This window comes from Siphonobacter sp. SORGH_AS_1065 (assembly GCF_030818595.1).
Taxonomy (GTDB): domain Bacteria; phylum Bacteroidota; class Bacteroidia; order Cytophagales; family Spirosomataceae; genus Siphonobacter.
This window is the reverse complement of record NZ_JAUTAM010000004.1, coordinates 1,638,671-1,655,903: the sequence shown is the minus strand read 5'-3', so window position 1 is coordinate 1,655,903 and position 17,233 is coordinate 1,638,671. Positions and strand designations below refer to the sequence as shown.

20 protein-coding genes and 2 tRNA genes are annotated in these 17,233 nt (G+C 40.8%); 17 read left to right on the top strand and 5 right to left on the bottom strand.

Annotation, left to right across the window (positions count from 1 at the left end):
• Window positions 1-54 precede the first annotated feature (54 nt).
• The 7 genes from QE390_RS07540 (at window position 55) to QE390_RS07510 (ending at window position 6,350) form a co-directional block, all read left to right on the top strand.
• Window positions 55-1,209 carry a glycoside hydrolase family 172 protein gene (locus tag QE390_RS07540; RefSeq protein WP_307141680.1) on the top strand — a complete coding sequence of 385 codons (1,155 nt, stop codon included), beginning with the start codon at window positions 55-57 and terminating at the stop codon, window positions 1,207-1,209.
• A gap of 31 nt (window positions 1,210-1,240) precedes the next feature.
• On the top strand, window positions 1,241-2,356 hold the full coding sequence (locus tag QE390_RS07535; RefSeq protein WP_307141679.1) for a VCBS repeat-containing protein: 1,116 nt from the start codon (window positions 1,241-1,243) through the stop codon (window positions 2,354-2,356).
• Between the two features lie 131 nt (window positions 2,357-2,487).
• On the top strand, window positions 2,488-2,955 hold the full coding sequence (locus QE390_RS07530) for a hypothetical protein (RefSeq protein WP_106636398.1): 468 nt from the start codon (window positions 2,488-2,490) through the stop codon (window positions 2,953-2,955).
• Window positions 2,956-3,170: 215 nt separating this feature from the next.
• Complete coding sequence (locus QE390_RS07525; protein WP_106636397.1) at window positions 3,171-3,680, top strand: HAD-IIIA family hydrolase; 510 nt, start codon at window positions 3,171-3,173, stop codon at window positions 3,678-3,680.
• A 91-nt stretch (window positions 3,681-3,771) separates the two neighbouring features.
• The gene (gene gcvT / locus QE390_RS07520; RefSeq protein WP_106636396.1) at window positions 3,772-4,863 is read left to right on the top strand and encodes a glycine cleavage system aminomethyltransferase GcvT; all 1,092 of its coding nucleotides are present in this window, start codon (window positions 3,772-3,774) and stop codon (window positions 4,861-4,863) included.
• Between the two features lie 367 nt (window positions 4,864-5,230).
• A complete protein-coding gene (locus tag QE390_RS07515; RefSeq protein ID WP_307141678.1) occupies window positions 5,231-6,133 on the top strand; it encodes a CHC2 zinc finger domain-containing protein in 903 nt (300 codons plus the stop codon).
• Window positions 6,134-6,137: 4 nt separating this feature from the next.
• Window positions 6,138-6,350 (top strand): hypothetical protein, encoded by a 213-nt coding sequence (locus QE390_RS07510; protein ID WP_307141677.1) that lies wholly within the window; start codon window positions 6,138-6,140, stop codon window positions 6,348-6,350.
• A 7-nt stretch (window positions 6,351-6,357) separates the two neighbouring features.
• Here QE390_RS07510 and QE390_RS07505 read toward each other — a convergent pair whose 3' ends face one another.
• Entirely contained in the window at window positions 6,358-6,786 is a 429-nt protein-coding gene (locus QE390_RS07505) for a hypothetical protein (RefSeq protein ID WP_307141676.1), read from the bottom strand.
• 243 nt (window positions 6,787-7,029) lie between these two features.
• Between QE390_RS07505 and QE390_RS07500 the strand changes: the two genes are divergently transcribed.
• The 4 genes from QE390_RS07500 (at window position 7,030) to QE390_RS07485 (ending at window position 8,655) form a co-directional block, all read left to right on the top strand.
• On the top strand, window positions 7,030-7,326 hold the full coding sequence (locus QE390_RS07500) for a hypothetical protein (protein ID WP_307141675.1): 297 nt from the start codon (window positions 7,030-7,032) through the stop codon (window positions 7,324-7,326).
• A 236-nt stretch (window positions 7,327-7,562) separates the two neighbouring features.
• Window positions 7,563-8,141 (top strand): hypothetical protein, encoded by a 579-nt coding sequence (locus tag QE390_RS07495; protein WP_307141674.1) that lies wholly within the window; start codon window positions 7,563-7,565, stop codon window positions 8,139-8,141.
• A gap of 6 nt (window positions 8,142-8,147) precedes the next feature.
• Window positions 8,148-8,474, top strand: coding sequence for a hypothetical protein (locus QE390_RS07490; protein WP_307141673.1), 327 nt, complete (start codon window positions 8,148-8,150; stop codon window positions 8,472-8,474).
• Window positions 8,449-8,655 (top strand): hypothetical protein, encoded by a 207-nt coding sequence (locus QE390_RS07485; protein WP_307141672.1) that lies wholly within the window; start codon window positions 8,449-8,451, stop codon window positions 8,653-8,655. The genes QE390_RS07490 and QE390_RS07485 overlap by 26 nt, the downstream gene beginning before the upstream one ends.
• Window positions 8,656-8,749: 94 nt before the next feature.
• Here QE390_RS07485 and QE390_RS07480 read toward each other — a convergent pair whose 3' ends face one another.
• Both QE390_RS07480 and QE390_RS07475 read right to left on the bottom strand, forming a co-directional pair.
• Window positions 8,750-11,773: an NACHT domain-containing protein gene (locus QE390_RS07480; RefSeq protein ID WP_307141671.1), complete on the bottom strand. Its 3,024-nt coding sequence runs from the start codon at window positions 11,771-11,773 to the stop codon at window positions 8,750-8,752.
• Between the two features lie 27 nt (window positions 11,774-11,800).
• Complete coding sequence (locus QE390_RS07475) at window positions 11,801-12,544, bottom strand: helix-turn-helix domain-containing protein (protein ID WP_307141670.1); 744 nt, start codon at window positions 12,542-12,544, stop codon at window positions 11,801-11,803.
• A 127-nt stretch (window positions 12,545-12,671) separates the two neighbouring features.
• Here QE390_RS07475 and QE390_RS07470 point away from each other — a divergent pair, with 127 nt between their 5' ends.
• From QE390_RS07470 to QE390_RS07445, 6 genes are all read left to right on the top strand, one after another.
• Complete coding sequence (locus QE390_RS07470) at window positions 12,672-12,905, top strand: hypothetical protein (protein ID WP_307141669.1); 234 nt, start codon at window positions 12,672-12,674, stop codon at window positions 12,903-12,905.
• Window positions 12,906-13,078: 173 nt separating this feature from the next.
• On the top strand, window positions 13,079-13,471 hold the full coding sequence (locus QE390_RS07465) for a hypothetical protein (RefSeq protein ID WP_307141668.1): 393 nt from the start codon (window positions 13,079-13,081) through the stop codon (window positions 13,469-13,471).
• Window positions 13,471-13,944 (top strand): hypothetical protein, encoded by a 474-nt coding sequence (locus QE390_RS07460; RefSeq protein WP_307141667.1) that lies wholly within the window; start codon window positions 13,471-13,473, stop codon window positions 13,942-13,944. The genes QE390_RS07465 and QE390_RS07460 overlap by 1 nt, the downstream gene beginning before the upstream one ends.
• Complete coding sequence (locus tag QE390_RS07455; RefSeq protein ID WP_307141666.1) at window positions 13,932-14,780, top strand: tyrosine-type recombinase/integrase; 849 nt, start codon at window positions 13,932-13,934, stop codon at window positions 14,778-14,780. The genes QE390_RS07460 and QE390_RS07455 overlap by 13 nt, the downstream gene beginning before the upstream one ends.
• 136 nt (window positions 14,781-14,916) lie before the next feature.
• The gene (locus QE390_RS07450; RefSeq protein WP_307141665.1) at window positions 14,917-15,291 is read left to right on the top strand and encodes a hypothetical protein; all 375 of its coding nucleotides are present in this window, start codon (window positions 14,917-14,919) and stop codon (window positions 15,289-15,291) included.
• 27 nt (window positions 15,292-15,318) lie between these two features.
• Window positions 15,319-16,518: a VapE domain-containing protein gene (locus QE390_RS07445; protein WP_307141664.1), complete on the top strand. Its 1,200-nt coding sequence runs from the start codon at window positions 15,319-15,321 to the stop codon at window positions 16,516-16,518.
• Between the two features lie 438 nt (window positions 16,519-16,956).
• Here QE390_RS07445 and QE390_RS07440 read toward each other — a convergent pair.
• Together QE390_RS07440 and QE390_RS07435 are read right to left on the bottom strand one after the other, a co-directional pair.
• A tRNA-Arg gene (locus tag QE390_RS07440) sits at window positions 16,957-17,028 on the bottom strand.
• Between the two features lie 34 nt (window positions 17,029-17,062).
• Window positions 17,063-17,135, bottom strand: a tRNA-Met gene (locus tag QE390_RS07435).
• Window positions 17,136-17,233: the final 98 nt, after the last annotated feature.

Here is a 17,233-nt window from a genome sequence, read left to right as displayed (position 1 = left end):
ATAAAAGTGGGGGAATTCCGATCTTTCGCTCGTAACCTCTTTCTAATTACCACTATGAAATACGTATTACTCGGAAGCCTGATGCTGAGCTTCCTTTCTTCGCACGCTCAAATCAAACCCTGGAATGGCCTTGATGTAGGGCTTTCCAATATTTACCGTCTTTCGAATGCCCAAACCCGCTCCATCAGTCCGGAAAATTTTACGGGAGAACGCGGCAAAGGCGGCAGGGCCGATACCTCTGATCATCGGGAGAATCAGTCTAATGCTCGTCGGGAAGCCCGCGATTTGGGGAAGGGCTGGAAAGTAAATCCTTTTATAAAAATAAAACCAAAGCAAACCTTTACGCTGGCCGAAATTTCGGGTTCCGGGCAAATTCAGCACATCTGGATGACACCAACGGGTAACTGGCGATACAGCATTCTTCGATTTTATTGGGATGGTGAAAAAACGCCCTCGGTTGAGGTACCCGTAGGAGATTTCTTTGGAATGGGTTGGGGCGAATACGCTCCATTGAATTCTTTGGCTGTTACCGTAAATCCCGGTAGTGCTTTCAATTGTTATTGGCCCATGCCATTTCGAAAAAAATGTCGCATTACAATGGAGAACCTCGACGAGCACGAAATGCGGCTGTATTATCAGGTTGACTATACCTTGACTGAAGTACCCGAAGATGCGGCTTATTTCCATGCTCAATTTCGCAGAGCCAATGGTCATGATCCTAAGCAGGCTATTACCCTTGTTGACGGCATCAAGGGAAAAGGCCATTACGTTGGAACGTACCTGGCCTGGGGTGTACATAATACGGGCTGGTGGGGAGAAGGGGAGATAAAGTTCTTTATGGATGGTGACAAAGACTATCCTACCATTGCGGGCACAGGAACGGAAGATTACTTCTGCGGCAGTTATAATTTTGACCGGGGAGGAAAATACGTAGAATTTTCTACGCCTTACGCGGGCTTACCGCAGGTAATCCGCCCTGACGGGACGTATCGTTCTCAGCAACGATTCGGACTCTACCGCTGGCACTTACTAGACCCTATTCGTTTTGAAAAAGACCTAAAAGTAACCATTCAGGATCTGGGCTGGCGAAGTGAAGGACGTTACCTGCAACAACGTTCGGATGTAGCCAGTACGATTTTTTGGTATCAAACAGAACCACACGCAGCTTTCCCGATACTTCCTGGAAAAGATAGCCTGGAGGTTAACTAGCCGCGTATTTGATTCACCAACTAATTCAATTATGAAAACCATTTATGGAGGCCTGCTTGTGCTTGTCGTAATGGTGGCATATCCTGACAAAGGAAAATTTCGCCAGCAGAAAATCAGCGACGAACGCTACGAGTCGGTGGGGGTATTTGATGTAAATGGAGATAAAAAGCCAGATCTGGTTTCGGGTGCCTGGTGGTATGAAGGACCGAATTTCAAAAAACGGCATCGGATAGGAGAGGTAAAAGCTCAGGGAGAATATTATGATGATTTTTCAACCATTCCATTGGATGTAAATCGAGACGGTCGAATGGATTTTATCACTGGCGGCTGGTGGGGAAATACCGTTCGCTGGCGTGAGAATCCCGGCCATTCTTCCAAGGAATGGTCTGAACATGTCATTGACAGTTGTGGGAACGTAGAAACCACCCGAGCTTGGGATATCGACGGTGACGGCGTGCCCGAAATTGTCCCTAATACGCCCAATAATCCGTTGCGAGTATACCGCCTTGAAAAAGGAAAAAAAGGAACATTTAAGGTTTACACCTTACATCCCATTCAGGGGCATGGTCTGGGTTTTGGCGATGTAAACGGCGATGGCCGGGGCGACTTCGTGTTGGCTGATGGCTGGCTGGAGGCACCCGAGAAACCCTTTGAGGAGCCCTGGATTTTTCACGATGAACTGAATTTAGGCCAGGCAAGCATCCCGATTTTGGTAGTCGATGTGAATGGGGATGGAAAAAACGACCTCATTGCTGGGCAGGCTCACGATTACGGTTTGTTCTGGTATGAACATAAAAAAGACGGCAATCGGATTGTCTGGGAGAAACGAACCATAGATACGGAGAACTCCCAGTATCACGAAATGCATTGGCGGGACATTGATGGGGATGGAAAACCAGAGCTAATTACAGGCAAGCGTTACCGGGCTCATAATGACAATGATGCCGGAGCAGCTGACTCCTACGGAATGTATTACTTCACGTGGAACGGTCAGAAATTTGAAAAAAACATCATTACCTATGGACCCGCCGGAGAAACCAAAGGAACCGGGATTTATATGGTTGTACAGGATTTAGATAAAGACGGTTATCCCGAACTAATTACTGCGGGAAAAGACGGGCTGAGCATTTTCTGGAACGAGCGATGAGCAACATTTTTCATTTTAATCGCTTTGGGTATTTGGTGATTTAACGGCTGGGCTGTTTGTTTGCCTGCTCATTAACGAACATTCCAGCTCATCCTTTCCCGTGAGCCTACTATTTTAACGAAGCAAACGAAATGGAATCTCTTTACCCCGCCTTTCTTACCATTCACTCCTGGCTCCGCTGGGTAGTGTTGGTACTGGCTGTTCTGGCATTAATTCGGGCAGCACGTGGCCTATCCTCTCATAGTCTGTATACCGATGCCGATCGCAAAACAGGTCTGTTCTTTATGATTTCCTGCGATGTCCAGTTATTGGTAGGATTAATCCTGTACTTTGTTCTGAGTCCTTTATATGGCATCAAAGCATTCCAGATTGAAGGGATCAACCCGATGAAGGATACGACGATCCGTTATTTCGCAGTTGAGCACATTTTTGTCATGATTGTTGCCATTGCACTGGTGCACGTAGGGTATAGCAAAGCCAAAAAAGCGACCTCTGACGCGGTAAAGCATAAAAGCTCATTGATCTTCTTCGGCATTGCTTTGATCCTCATGCTTAGCCGTATTCCCTGGAACCGTCTGTCTCTGGGTAATGAAGGATAATGTATAGAAATAAAGAACGCTCCTGGAAAAGCGTTTACTTTCTGTGAAGAAGCCTGTTACCTGCTAAAGGTGGCAGGCTTTTTTTTAAGAAAATTTTTTAAAAACAAAGTTCGACCGATTCATTTCAATCCCTATATTAGCATTATATGCAAATAATTATTTGCATAATACTATTCGTGTGGCCTCATCACTAGAACCTACAAGCAAGGAACCTTATGAACAAATGCATTTTTCTGGACCGGGACGGTGTATTAAATCAAGATAGTCCGGGGTATTTATATTGCACGGATGATCTGATCATTACCGACGAGACGGTACAAGCCTTACGGCTTTTGAAGGAGGCTGGCTACATGCTCATTGTGATTACTAATCAGGCAGGAATTGCCAAAGGGTTATATAAAAAAGAGGATGTGGTGAAATGCCACGAATTCTTGCAGGAAAAGTGCGGTAATGTGATAGACGATTTGTATTTCTGTCCTCATCACCCCGATTTTGATACGAATTCTTTGTTACGCAAGCCCGATTCACTGATGATCGAGAAGGCGATGGCTAAGCACCGGATCGATCCGACTCAATCCTGGATGATTGGAGATCAGGAGCGAGACGTGCAGGCGGGCAAAAAAGCGGGCGTTCGCACCATTCGCATCGCCAGCCCTGGTACTCAGTCTAAAGCCGAAGCTTTACGGACCAATCTATGGGAAGCCTCTGCCTTGTTGGTAGGTTAATTGGATTCCTTTTTGAGTAAGAACGCATTTACTGGTGGGAAAGCTTATTTTTCCACTATTTTTGCTGTTCCTACAATAGATCCTTTTGTACATGTCAGATTCACTTCGTCAAGTTCAGTTACACGACGTACACGTAGCTCTGGGAGCAAAAATTGTTCCTTTTGCTGGCTTTGAAATGCCCGTTTCTTATACCGGATTAATCCAGGAACACCACGCCGTTCGTAACTCGGTGGGTATTTTTGATGTTTCTCACATGGGAGAATTCCGCGTGAAGGGCGAAAAAGCTCTTGAGTTTTTACAAAGCGTCACGACGAATGATGTAGCGGCTCTGTACGACGGAAAAGTGCAGTATTCCTGTCTGACCAACGAAATGGGTGGTATCGTGGACGATTTGCTGATTTACCGTCGCAGCGAAAACGATTACTTTGTGGTAGTTAATGCTTCCAACATTGAGAAAGACTGGAATTGGTTACAGAAATTCATCATTGAAGGCGTTGAGCTGGAAAACGTATCAGACGACTATTCACTTTTTGCCGTTCAGGGACCTAAAGGTGTAGCGACTATGCAAAAGCTAACCGACCTAAATCTGGAAGAAATGCCTTACTATTCTTTCAAGGAAGGAACCGTGGCTGGTTTTGACGATATTCTGATTGCTACAACGGGTTACACCGGAGCGGGTGGAATGGAAGTATACGTACCCAATCATCAGGCCAAAGCTATGTGGGACGCGATCATGGAAGCCGGAGCGGAGTTTAACATCGTTCCCGTAGGCCTGGGTGCTCGTGATACCTTACGTACCGAAATGGGTTATTGCTTATACGGTAATGATATTGACGATACGACTTCGCCCATTGAAGCAGGCTTAGGCTGGATCACGAAATTCAATAAAGAATTCACGTACAGTGATTTCCACAAAAAGCTGAAAGAAAACGGCGTTACCCGTAAGCTGGTTGGTTTTGAAATGATTGACCGTGGCATTCCCCGTCAGCATTACGAAATCATGACGGCTGCCGGACAAATCATCGGTGAAGTAACTTCTGGAACGCAGTCACCCAGTTTGAACAAAGGTATCGGTATGGGTTATGTTCAGGCCGAATACAGCAAAGTAGGTTCTGAGATTTACATTAACATTCGTAATAAGTACCTGAAAGCGGTAGTAGTGAAACTGCCTTTTCTGAAATAACATACCTTAGCATAAAAAAGCGGCTACTGATTTTAAAATCAGTAGCCGCTTTTTTATGCTAAGGTCTATAAATACAAACCGACAATGGTGTTAAAGATAAAGGCCTGACTAGTGAATAGTCAGGCCTTTAAAGTGGTCTCGTTAGGCCTCGAACTCTCTCTACAATATGTTCATAATCAGGCTGTAACTAGCCAATTTTCTTCTAATTCAGTAAATAGGGTTTCTCAATTTCTAAAGTATCATCTCTCTTTATTCTTTGTAAAAGTCTTTTTGTGGGCTTTTACTTACTACCAGCCTATAGGTTACCAACTATTGCAGGTTACCAGTTTCATTTTTGTCCAAACCTTAAGCCGCTAAAAGAAAGAAGATGCAAACTATATCAACTGACTTGATTGAGCGGGCCAAAAGTGTTTCAATACCTCAATACCTGCAACAAAAGGGCATCTTACCTGCCAAGCAAATAGGGAATGAGTTGCTTTACTGTTCACCGATCCGGCAGGAATCGACACCCTCTTTTTTCGTAAACCTCACTAAAAACGTATTTGCTGATTTTGGTGGAGAAGGAGAGAAGGGCGATATAATTCGGTTGTGTCAGCTCCTGGAACGAATTAGCTTCAGAAAGGCGGTCGAGCAGCTTCTAAGCTTTGAAAATAGCCCTTTTACCCTTGCTTTTTCTTTTAGCGGCCTAAAGGTTAATAGAGAAAGTCAACTTGAAGTATTGTGTGCTATACCCCTGCAACATCCGGTGTTGATCCGGTACGTAGAAAGCCGGGGTATTCCTTTGGGCTTAGCGGATCAGTATGTGCAGGAAGTTCATTATCAAAGGGAAGGGAAACGCTATTTCGCTCTCGGGTTCGCTAATGATCTGGGAGGCTACGCTCTTCGCAATGGGGCGGGTTTTAAATTTCAGACCAAACCTGCGGGATTTACCACATTCGAAGGTAGTCTGAAAGGAAAAGTATGCGTATTCGAAGGCTTTTTCGATTTCCTTTCGGCTCTGGCTTACTATGATCTGGATCGTCCCCGCTATCCTACCATCGTATTAAATTCTACGTCGCATCTGCGGGCGGTTTTGCCGGTGCTTCAGGAGTGGAAATGTACGCAGCTCAATTGCTTCCTCGATAATGACAACGAAGGTCATAGGGCACTGAGTCGTTTTGAAGAAATGGGCTTCTCCGTAGTTGACGGTTCCTTTCTTTATCAGGGGTATAAGGACTTCAACGAATTACTAACGGCTCGCCCTAATAGCCGATATATTCCTTTGATCTAGCGTTATGCAGCAGCCCCGTTTCCTCATTACTACCGAAGAAATCCAGCTTGTATTACGGTGTGGGCGTACATCAGCTTTTGAGGTTAGCCGCCTGATTAAAATACTCTATCCTGCTTCCGCTCATCTGCACGGAAAGGTACGCCTCAGAGACTTTTGTAACTATCACGATTTTCCTGAAAATGACATACAGGAATTCCTGAGAACGTTAAGCTCCTAAAAGGAAGTTAAGAATACCAGCCTGTTGCTCGAAAAATGCCATCAATGTCTGTCTTGTCAATAAATTCCTCAAAGAGCATATTAGCAGTAAATAGATTACTTTCTAATATGTATAGTTCCTTAGGAATGAAACGCAATGTTTCTCCGAATGTAAATTCACTCAGAGATAGGCAAATAAATGGGTGTTCAGGGTGTTGAATAGTCAAGCTATCCAAGATAAACATGAAATCGTGAGCGTAATCTTTAGGTATTAATTTTAGAAGATCTTGCGGGGTGAAACCTTCAAAGGATTGATCATTCAGAACTTCCACATATGGAGTGTATTCATCCTCTTGATTACCTTTTAGTGCTTCCTCATAGAGCATATTGACTAAATCATTATTAGAAAAGTCAGTACGTAATATGAGAGGGAACTCTGTTTCGGGGATTGTAGCCATACGAATAATAAAAGATAGGAGCAGTATAAATCAAGAAGTTCAAATATAAGACGGTTCATTTTTAAGGTAATGCACAGAACGCTTTCGTAAACGTTCAGAAGCGTACGAAACCGTTCAAAGGCGTACAGCCAAAAGCTACAATTTGCAGGCGTTTACTGCATGGTATTACAAACGTGTGACAAAGCGAACGTCTGTAACACCATCAGTAAACGCTCATTTTTATCCAACCCCTCATAAAAAGACATGATACGTTTTCCACGGCAGCAGCCAAACCTAAAGTCCGTTTCCGGGCTACCGTTTTCCTCTATTCAAATACCTTCCGTTACGGATGATTCTGCTTCGGCAGCCCCTCCCATACCCTTACCTTTTACCAAAGCTCCAGCTCTCAAAAAGGAAATTACGCCTATCATTCGTCAGGCTCTGAAAGTAACCATGCCGCTTTTACCCTGCCTGCTGGGCGGCCCCGGTTTCTTTCTGGCTGGTTTGATGGTCGGTTATACGCTGAGCAGCGAAAATCAGGATGAAGCCTTGCCTCGGTAAACCCCGGCTATAATCCGGGAATGTCCGACTGTGTAACACATCGCCATACCGCGTCATACGATGTCATACATTCCCGGCATTTACCGGGGCAGGTAAAATCACCATTAAAATGCCCTTTTATCCGGGAGAATACCGGGAAATGCCCGATGAATCCCGGTTTGTGAGACACTGTTTACAGCCTCGGTAAACACCGATAAACAGAAAAACCTCATTCATCATACGATGTCTTACAACGTGTGACAAAAACTAATAATCCCGGCGTTTGCCGGAAAATCCCGATCAAAATGAGTCAGGCCCTTACTACTACCGTTAGCGTCCGGGTGAGCCCGGAGCGTAAATCAAACCTATTGAAAGAAGCTCAGGCTTTAGGTACTTCTTTATCCGAGCTGATTTTAGCACGGCTGGATGATTACACAAATGTCACGGAACGAGTGGCCGTGCTGGAAGAGAACCTGCATAATCTTCAGTGGCAAAGCGGACAGGAGAAAACTACCTTCCAGCAGGCTCTGGAAAAGGCTCAGGAGCTGGCGGGCCAGAATCTTGATAAGGTTAGACAGGAAGCGGCTCATCGAGCCATCGAAGAGTATAAAGCTCAGATAGGTACTCAGAAGCAGAGCAATGAATCTGAGCTGGTGCAGCAGCTCAAAGCCCGTTTGGCTCAATATGAATCAGTAGAGCTACAAACCTTATTCGCCCAGGTGAGAGGTCATCAGATGGATTTAGTGATTGAAGGGCAGGTGAAGGAGATTACCGTTCAGGATATGCCGGAGATAGTGATTGGATTAATACAGGCGTTTCACACTCAACTCAGCTAATCATATATGGCAAAGATTCAATTCATTCCCCGCAGCAACTCTTTTGGGTACTACTCCATTCCCAAGCAGGATGATGACAATACCAGCAGTAATGGCTGGCTATTTATTATAGGCTTCCTGCTATTGCTTTATGGCATCTGGGCCTACCTAAAACTGAGTGAACCGAAAGAGGAAACGCCGGCTACCAAAGAGCCGCTTTTACCTACACTGCCCGAGCTGGCCTCCCTGATCGAAATTAAATCAGGTAACGCGGAGCCGCCAAAACCAGAAAACGAGTCTACATCTAATGCAACCACCAAACCTTCCGATGAAAACGACACCATTAATAATTGAGCTGGAATTTCAGATTGGACAGCCCGTATGGTTAAAGACTGATCCTGAGCAACATGAGCGTATAATTACAGCCATTATTATTATTCCAAAGAACATCATGTATCGAGTAGCAATGTCAGGGGAAGAGAGTGAGCATTATGGGTTTGAAATAGATGATAAACCTATCTTGAAATCCACATAAAGTTAAATATCTAAAGACTTTGCGAATAAAGAAATATGTGTGAAAACTATTTTTGTATCGATACTCAATATAAATTAAGTATCGATACAAAATTTTATTTACCAATAAAATTTAAGGTCTTATCTAGTTCGCTATTTCCATCATTTTTCTCCCTATACTTACTATAAATACCTTCAATATTCTTTATGCTCTTTAAAATATTAATTATGAATTTTTTTGAATCTTTTTTTGTACATGCAATAAATAAATTAAAAACTAGTGAATGATTTTTGTCTTCTATTTTACCCCAAAAATGTATCTTTTTTATGTTGGAAAGATATAGTGATCTAGGAATCTTTCGGTTTTTTAAAAACATTTGTAAGCTATCTATAAAAGCTGGGTTTTGTTCTTTAAAAGCTTTATTTATGAATATGTGGAATAAACTTTGTTTGAAAAAATTTCTTCTAATACTATACTGTACTCGCTCAAATATTATATTATTACCAAAATAATCCCCGGCTTCGTGTTCAATTCCAGGAGCTATTAAGTTATTGTAAGATGCGTGATGCATAAATAATTCAAAATCTTTTTTACATAAATCATCAATATGGATCTTTTTTATTTCTATATTATTTTTAACTGCGGGTTTTAATGGAAAGGAATCATTTAATAAATAATAGAGTTTATAAAACTTTATTAATCTATTTTGATCTAATTCCTTATCTTCGATAGTATATATTATATCTTGAAGTAAATCAAAGTTAGCTTTATGATTTTGCAAAGTATTTATCTTATAAAGTATATCTTCATTTGAAAAAAAACTAATCATATTATCTGGTAAGGAGTCTGTATCAATGCAAAAGTTTACAGTTTGTTCTATTATTTTTCTTCTTACAGAACCGCTTATATTTGATATATTATTAAGAATACTGATTAAAAAATAAGAAACTTGAAGTTTATTTAAATCAATGAGTTCTCTAAAAATTGTGTCCAGAACTTCATTGTCTCCTTGAATAGGATCAATTCTAAAAAAGAATAATTCAAATATTATTGACCAAAATGAATTGTCAATATATTGTTTAATGATATTCATTAAATTTTGTCTAGCGTTATCACTAAGTTTTGTGTAATAATTTATATATAAATAATCTGATGTGTAATATTCTAGGAAGGTTTTATGTGTAAAATTGTTGTCAAAGTAAATAGATCTTCTTTCCGCATAGTCAAGAAAACTTTTTGAAATTTCTTCAGCCTCACTATATTCGTTGACTTCTTCTCTTTTTAAAAGAAATTCTGATATTAGTTTTAATGCTTTTTCATAAGATACCATGTTTTCTTTACTGGAAGATTCATATTGCCAATAAGCTAAATGAGCGAAAGTCGCCCGCTTATTTTTAACCCTCAAATTAAATATCAATTCTTTATCCTTAGTATCTAAACTTTCTACTAATGTATTAGTACAGGCTTCGTATATCTCTAATTTTGATTCTGGAATTACTATGTTATTTGAAGCGAGAATTAAGATTAGAGTTAGTATTAATGGATTACTCTTTAAGTCAGTACTTACATCACTATGTATCTGATTAGAACATTGCTCTATAGCTTTTTTCCTTTTTTCTTGGTTATTTATTTGAGATATGTAAAACTTATCTATAAGCAGATTTATTTGTTTGGAATTAAAGTTACAAATACTGAATTCATCGAATTTGCTTTTATTGAATTTAATATCATGATAACCAATAAATCTTGAAGTGACAACACATTTAGTTTTCGGGTATAGATTAATAAATGCTTCTAAAGCTTCCTTAGTTTTGTTCTTATGATTTACATTAAATATTTCATCTAAACCGTCAAAAAAAATTATTGAATTATGTTTTTCTATTATGGCTGTCAATAACTTTATTGATATGTTTGTTTGGTATTCTTTGCTTAAAACAAAGGATAAATATTCAATAATATTTTTTTCTTCCCTAACTTCATTGTACTTTCTTAACTCAATTCTAAAGGGAATCCAACCTTTGAAGTGAACTAAGGGTTCTTCATCAATATTATTTAATAATATTTGTAATATTATATATTTCACTAATAAAGATTTACCCGCTCCTGGATCACCTAATATTATAATATTTTTCTTGCTATTAAATATGTCATTAATACTTAAGTCATCATTTCTGAATTCTTCAATATATGCAGTTTTACTATTTATTATTCTAGCAGTTTTAGTGATTTTAGAGTCCGAATTTTTTTTAAAATTAGGTTTGACAAATAAATCTGTCAAAAGAATATCTGTTGGCTTTTGTCTATTTCTATGCAGATCAAACCCAATAAAATTAATACTATTCAATTTATTGCTTGATACTTTTGAGTAAGAGCTTATAAAAGTTGTTATATCTTTCTCTTCTTCACCTGAAAATATACTTTCTATTTTACTGATTATTTCTTTTCCTGTTTCTTTAATTAAGTTGTTGTCAGTTACTTTTTTGACTTCAAAAAATATTTCTAATGTATCACTGTATGAATTAATCCACTTGTTGTAATCTGTAGGAGTTATGAAAATATATTCTAAACTATCTAAAAATAATTTAACTTTATTAATTATATCTTCAAGCTTAGTTTTTTTAAACTCTTCGTATTTGCCTAATACTTTATTTATAGTTGGAGTTATATCTTCTTTAGATGTATAAACCTTCCTTTTTAAATCTTGGATTAGTTTTTGAGAATTTGAAGTATATCCCGTAGATGTACCAAAATAGTAAAATAGTTGATTAGAAGATAATTTTAAAGGAAAGGAATTTATTGTTGAATGTATAGAAACCTTTATTAATTCCTCTATAATTATTTCAGGGCTAATATTTCTTTTGTACTTTTTGCACTGGATAATAGCTCTTATTTCATTTGAGTGATCAAGTAGTGCAACATCCATGCCTTTTTCACCCACCCCTTGCATAACTATAGCATCTTTATAACTGTTTAATTCATCATCATGATTATTAATTCGGTCTTTGAATAATGAATATGTAAGTATTTCAAATGCTCTATCATCTAGATCGTTTAGAGGAAAACCTCTGTTCGAGTATGCCACAGGTTTTGAGGTATCATCTAGGATTGAAGAAATTTGAGTTTGGGTAATTAAATTCATAAGGTGTAGGGTTAAAATTTAGTGTATTTATTTAGAGGTTTTATTCTGCTCAGCCAAATACTTATAATAAACAAACCAATCATTAAATCCTTTCTCTTTAGCTTCTCTATCCAGCTCATCCCATTCTTCAGCAGAAGCAAAACCTAACTTTAATGCGTTTTCTTTCTTTTGTGCATAATAATATTTCTCTAAAGCATCATAAAAAGGTTTGAAGTATTCGTCTTTTTCTATTAGTCCTGTATTTAGAAGCTCTCTTACGTAATGCTTAGATACTATTTCTTCCAACACTTCCTGTTTTGTTTCTTCTGAGCAATCTAATCTAATATTGTAACCGCTTTTTGGTTTTCCCTCGTCATCTACATCAGTTACTTTAGTTTCAATGCGGTCAGGATGTTTTATTAGTGTATTAAGATAGATACTCTCTATCACGCTTTCCACTGCTTCAACTGCCTGCGTATACTTACCCTTATACGTATCCAGCAATTCGCCTCTTTCCTTCAACCACTGATTCAGCCGCTGATTTTCTTCAGCCAGTTTCGCTACTTCTCCCTGATCAGTAGAACCTTTAGGTGTTTCACCATAAGTCAATAACTCAATATAGCTCATACTCAAGGCACTAGCTATCTTCTCTACTTGCTCGATGCTCAGCTTTTCTCCTCGCTTTTCGAGTCTGTGATATGCTGGCGGATCGATTTCTAGTCTTTTAGCTAATTCAGATTGCGACACCCTCTGTGATTCCCTCGCCGCTCTTATTTTATCAGAAAGTGACATGCTTTTCTATTTTTATACAATGTTATTAACAATTCGAATAATAATTTTTATCGAAAATGTTAATATGGATTTGTTTATTTGAACAACTTTATTGTATGTTTGCACAAAATGATTAACATATTTGTATATGGCATCTGTAGTTTCGGCTATTCGAACGGATAAGCCGCCAATCCAAAAAGCCTTCGAAGCTTTTCAAACTCGCAAGGGAGTTTCGGTTAAGTTGGATGATCGCTTCCACAGCCAGTTAGGCATTGCACAATTGCGTTTCTGGAAACTTCGTACTGGGCGGGCACAGCCCCGCCCCAATGAGCTGAAGGCTCTCAGTACATTTCTGGAATGTGATATCCGGGATTTAATCTAACCCAGTTTCTGCGGGGTCGAGACCGTAGTTACTTAACCATCAAACAATTATGAACGAAAGACAATTGGAGCAACCTACTCACTTGTAAAGCATTCTTTAATCAGGTATCAAAAAAAATCCCCCGGAGGTAGTCGAGACCAGCCGGGGGAATAATTGTTAAAAACTCAACAATTATGAACACTTCAAAAGTAAACAACAACGGAGACGATTTCAAGGCATTCTGCACGAATGAGACCTATGTAACAAATTTTAACGATTTGACCCCCGAGGCCATCTTTCAAAAATGTGAGCGAGCATCGGCTTTGGTGGGTCAGGTCATTAATGGCTGCTCTTACGAAACCGCAGCTCAGATTTCTGCACTGTTCAGAGAAAATATGCTGCTGAATCGAAAAATGGAGGAAGTTAGAAAGCAGCTCTGCATGATCTCTGGTGTTCATGAAAATGACTGGCTACGGTTTCTGCAAGGATTAGACTGGATGAAAATTCAGGGGATACCTATTCCAGATCGGGTCAGCATTGCCACTAAAAACCTTGAGAATGAGTACTTAAATGATAGACCCGAGTAATGAAAAGACCTTCCAAAGAAAATGCCTCCCGAAAGTTTGAAACCAAGCTTCAACAGGCTCAGACATCGCTACCGAATAAGGATAAACGTCGAAAGATGGGCGTAAGCATTTCCGCTTATAACCGGGGCCAGAAGGGTAGCATTTACTTAAAGATTAGCTATCCCGATCAGGATACAGTGCAGTTGTCAACCGGAATTGAAGTTGAAGCCGGGCAACTGATCCCGGATCGCTTCGAGGTAGATGGCGACTGCCTGAAAACCGAACGGCTCCGGCAGATCAGGGGCCAGATTGTAGCGATAGTAACCCGGCTTGAAGTAGCCGGATTGCCGATTGATTTGAAACAGGTTCGTAACGAAGTGAGTGGGAGAGACCGACCCCAGCCGCCTACGCTCCTGGAAGCAATCGAGAGGCATTATCAGGTGCGATATGCTCCCTTTGTGGAAGGTAAAACCAAGCGTTCATGGCAAAAGTAATCCGACACAGTACCGACCGGGCCGTTCGAAAACGGCTCGGTAATTTAGTTGACTTCATCAACTGGAAGCAGCCTGATCTACGAGTGACCGAAGTAAAACCCAGTATCATTTACGATCTGGAGCATTACTTCGGAAAGATTCGGGCCTTTGCCCCGGATGTAATGGCCCGGCACATAAAAGAGCTACGGGCCGTTCTGCAATTATCCGTTCTGGATGGACATTTGGAACGTAATCCGCTGGAAACCTTCACCCACACCAGTACGTCCAAACCGAAAGAATACCTCACGCTGGCTGATCTGGAAAGGCTACGTACACTCAAAGGCCTCGATGACTCGGAACGTTTGGAACGAGACATTTTTCTTTTCCAGATCATTACGGGCCTGAGCCACATTGATTTGGCTAATCTGACTGAAGAACAGGTGAAGAAAACGCCCGATGGCCTGACTTATCTGGATATACGGCGGCAGAAATCAGGTGTGCAGGCTTTCCCGATTCTGGATGATGAGTGTCTGGAGACGATTGAACGCTACCGGGATCATCCCAAAGTACGCCGAACTGGACGGCTGCTGCCCGTCAATGAAAACCAGCATCGAAACCGGGTACTGAAGTACTTAGCCCGGAGCATTGATTTAAGCTTTCCCTTAACTACAAAGACCGCCCGAGATAGCCACGCAGATTTGATGCTCAATGAATACGGGATTCCCCCGGACGTGGTGGCTGCCAGCTTGGGACATAGCAACAGCAAAACAACGCTGAGCCTGTATGCTCGGCTGAAGCCTGAAACCGTAGCACGGGCCGTTTCTGAGGCTAAAGCAAAAAAGAAGAACAGTTCATAAAAAAAGCCTAGCGTGTGGCTACGCTAAGCTTCAAATTCTTTTGTAAGGTCACCCAACCCCTTAAGAATATCCAACCCATGTAAAAGTTTAATGGAGATCGTAACCCACTAAACGAATTTTAATCACTTAAAACTCAATGGCAAAATTACACGTAATCAGCACTTTTGCAAGTGCTGCACCTTCCTTGTCTTCTGGGAATAGTCCTGATGCCGATCAGTTCCGGTTACCATTCCCACTCAATGATCTTTCTACGCTGATTGCCCGCTTTGAAGCAGAACCGCCTATCGAAAGAAAGCCTATTAATAGGGATGCTCAGCAGGTCAGTTTTGCTCATTCTCCTAGAAAGAATGAGCAATTGCTTATGTCCATCGATGGTATTAATGATCCTTATCTACGGGCGTTAAGGAAGCAATTAATTACCTGCTGGAAAGGCGGTCGTGCTGAAGGACGTAAGCGAACCAGACCCATACCGTCAGGAAAGCCCTTCCCGATCCGCACCCCCCGTCTATAATCCTATTACCTGCAAACCTACTCGTTAATGGCCCGTACTAATGCTAAGTCGGAAGGGGAACAAAACCCTTATCAGCGACTGAAACAATACCTGTTTGATCGATACGAAATTCGACTGAATGTTATTTCTAATGATTTAGAGGCTCGTTCGAAGGGCAGCAATGAGTATACTGTGCTGAATGATAATGACCTTAAATGTGAACTTTACGACAGAAATTTCAACGGCTTCGAGAAGAGACTCGAAGCCTTGTTACTATCTAGTCAGGTTGAACGCTACGATCCCATCACCCATTATTTTGAATCACTGCCCAGGTGGGAGCAAGGAGATCCAGATTACATTGCCAAACTGTGTACCTACGTCAAAACGCCCGATCCTGAATGGTTTACTGCGATGTTCCGTAAGTGGCTGGTGAGAGCTGTAGCCTGTGGCATTGGAGCAAGCCCTTTCAATAAACAGTGCCTTACATTGGTAGGCTCTCAGAACGACGGTAAAACGTCGTTCTTACGGTTTCTGGCTTCAGGAACGCTCAAATCTTACTATAAAGAGAACGTAGACTTTGAAAATAAAGATGGCCGAATTGCCCTGTGCAGAAACTTTCTGATCAATCTGGACGAATTAGCGACGCTTTCCAAGACGGATATTAATAAAGCCAAGTCCTTTTTCACGGATCATATCATTCGGGTACGATTGCCTTACGCCAAACGGGAGTCAGATGGCATCCGGCGAGCTTCATTTGTGGCTTCAACAAACGAGAGTGAGTTCCTGACCGATACTACTGGTAACGTCCGGTGGCTGATCTTCGAAGTGCAAGGTTTCATTCACAACAATGGGGGGCCGGGGGGCTATCAGCATGACATCGATATGGATCAGGTCTGGTCGCAGGCGTATGGATTGCTCAAAAGCGGATTCATGTACGAAATGAACCGGGAAGAAATAGAGCAGTCAGAGAAGGTGAATCGAAGTTTCCAGCGATCAAACCCCGAGACCGAGTTAATTACCCGGTACTTCGTTCCCGAAGAGAAAGGCCATCCAGAAGCAGAGTTTCTTACTTCATCGGAAATGATGGAAAAACTGTCCTATCTAACCGCTCATTCGCACAAACTTAACCCCGTGACCTTTGGCCGGGCTTTAGCCTTTTTAAGGTTTCCCCAAACAACAGATCGTACAAATAGTATTTTTCCGAGAAAAGGCTATTGGGTAAGGCAGTACACTTTTAGAAATAATTGACCATTTAAGTTACTACTTACTACAAAAATGATACAATTAACTGATTATTAATTAATTAAGTGTAGTAAGATTAACAAGATAAGAAGTTACTACATTTTACTACAACTTACTACACCTATAGGAAAGCAAGGATTTGTAGTAGGGTAAAAGCTGAATTGTAGTAGCATGAAAAAAGTAAATTACTACACTTAAGCTTCTATGATTGAGATAGTTATAGGCTTGTAGTACTGTAGTAAGATAATTTCCAAAACTTTTCAAAAAAGTACACTTTTAAAAAGATTTCGAAACGCAATTAATTGAATTTTTCTGTGATGAATAACCAGATAAGATTGGTAACCTGCCAGGTATCTAAAAGCAAATCTCTGTTTTTGGTTACTGAAGGGTTAACTATGGGGCAACAAAAAAGCCCTGAAAATCAGGGCCTTAACTGTTTTAAAGTGGTCTCGTTAGGAATCGAACCTAAATCTTGAGCTCCGGAGGCTCACATACTATCCGTTGTACTACGAGACCTGAAAAAAAGCCGCCATTGCTGACGGCTTTGTAGTAGCGGGAACAGGACTCGAACCTGTGACCTTTGGGTTATGAGCCCAACGAGCTGCCAACTGCTCCATCCCGCGGCGTGTTATTGGACTGCAAATATACGGGCATTTCAATTAAAATCAATACCTTTGTGTAAAAATAAAGGGAGTACTATAAATTATTTTTTAATTATTGC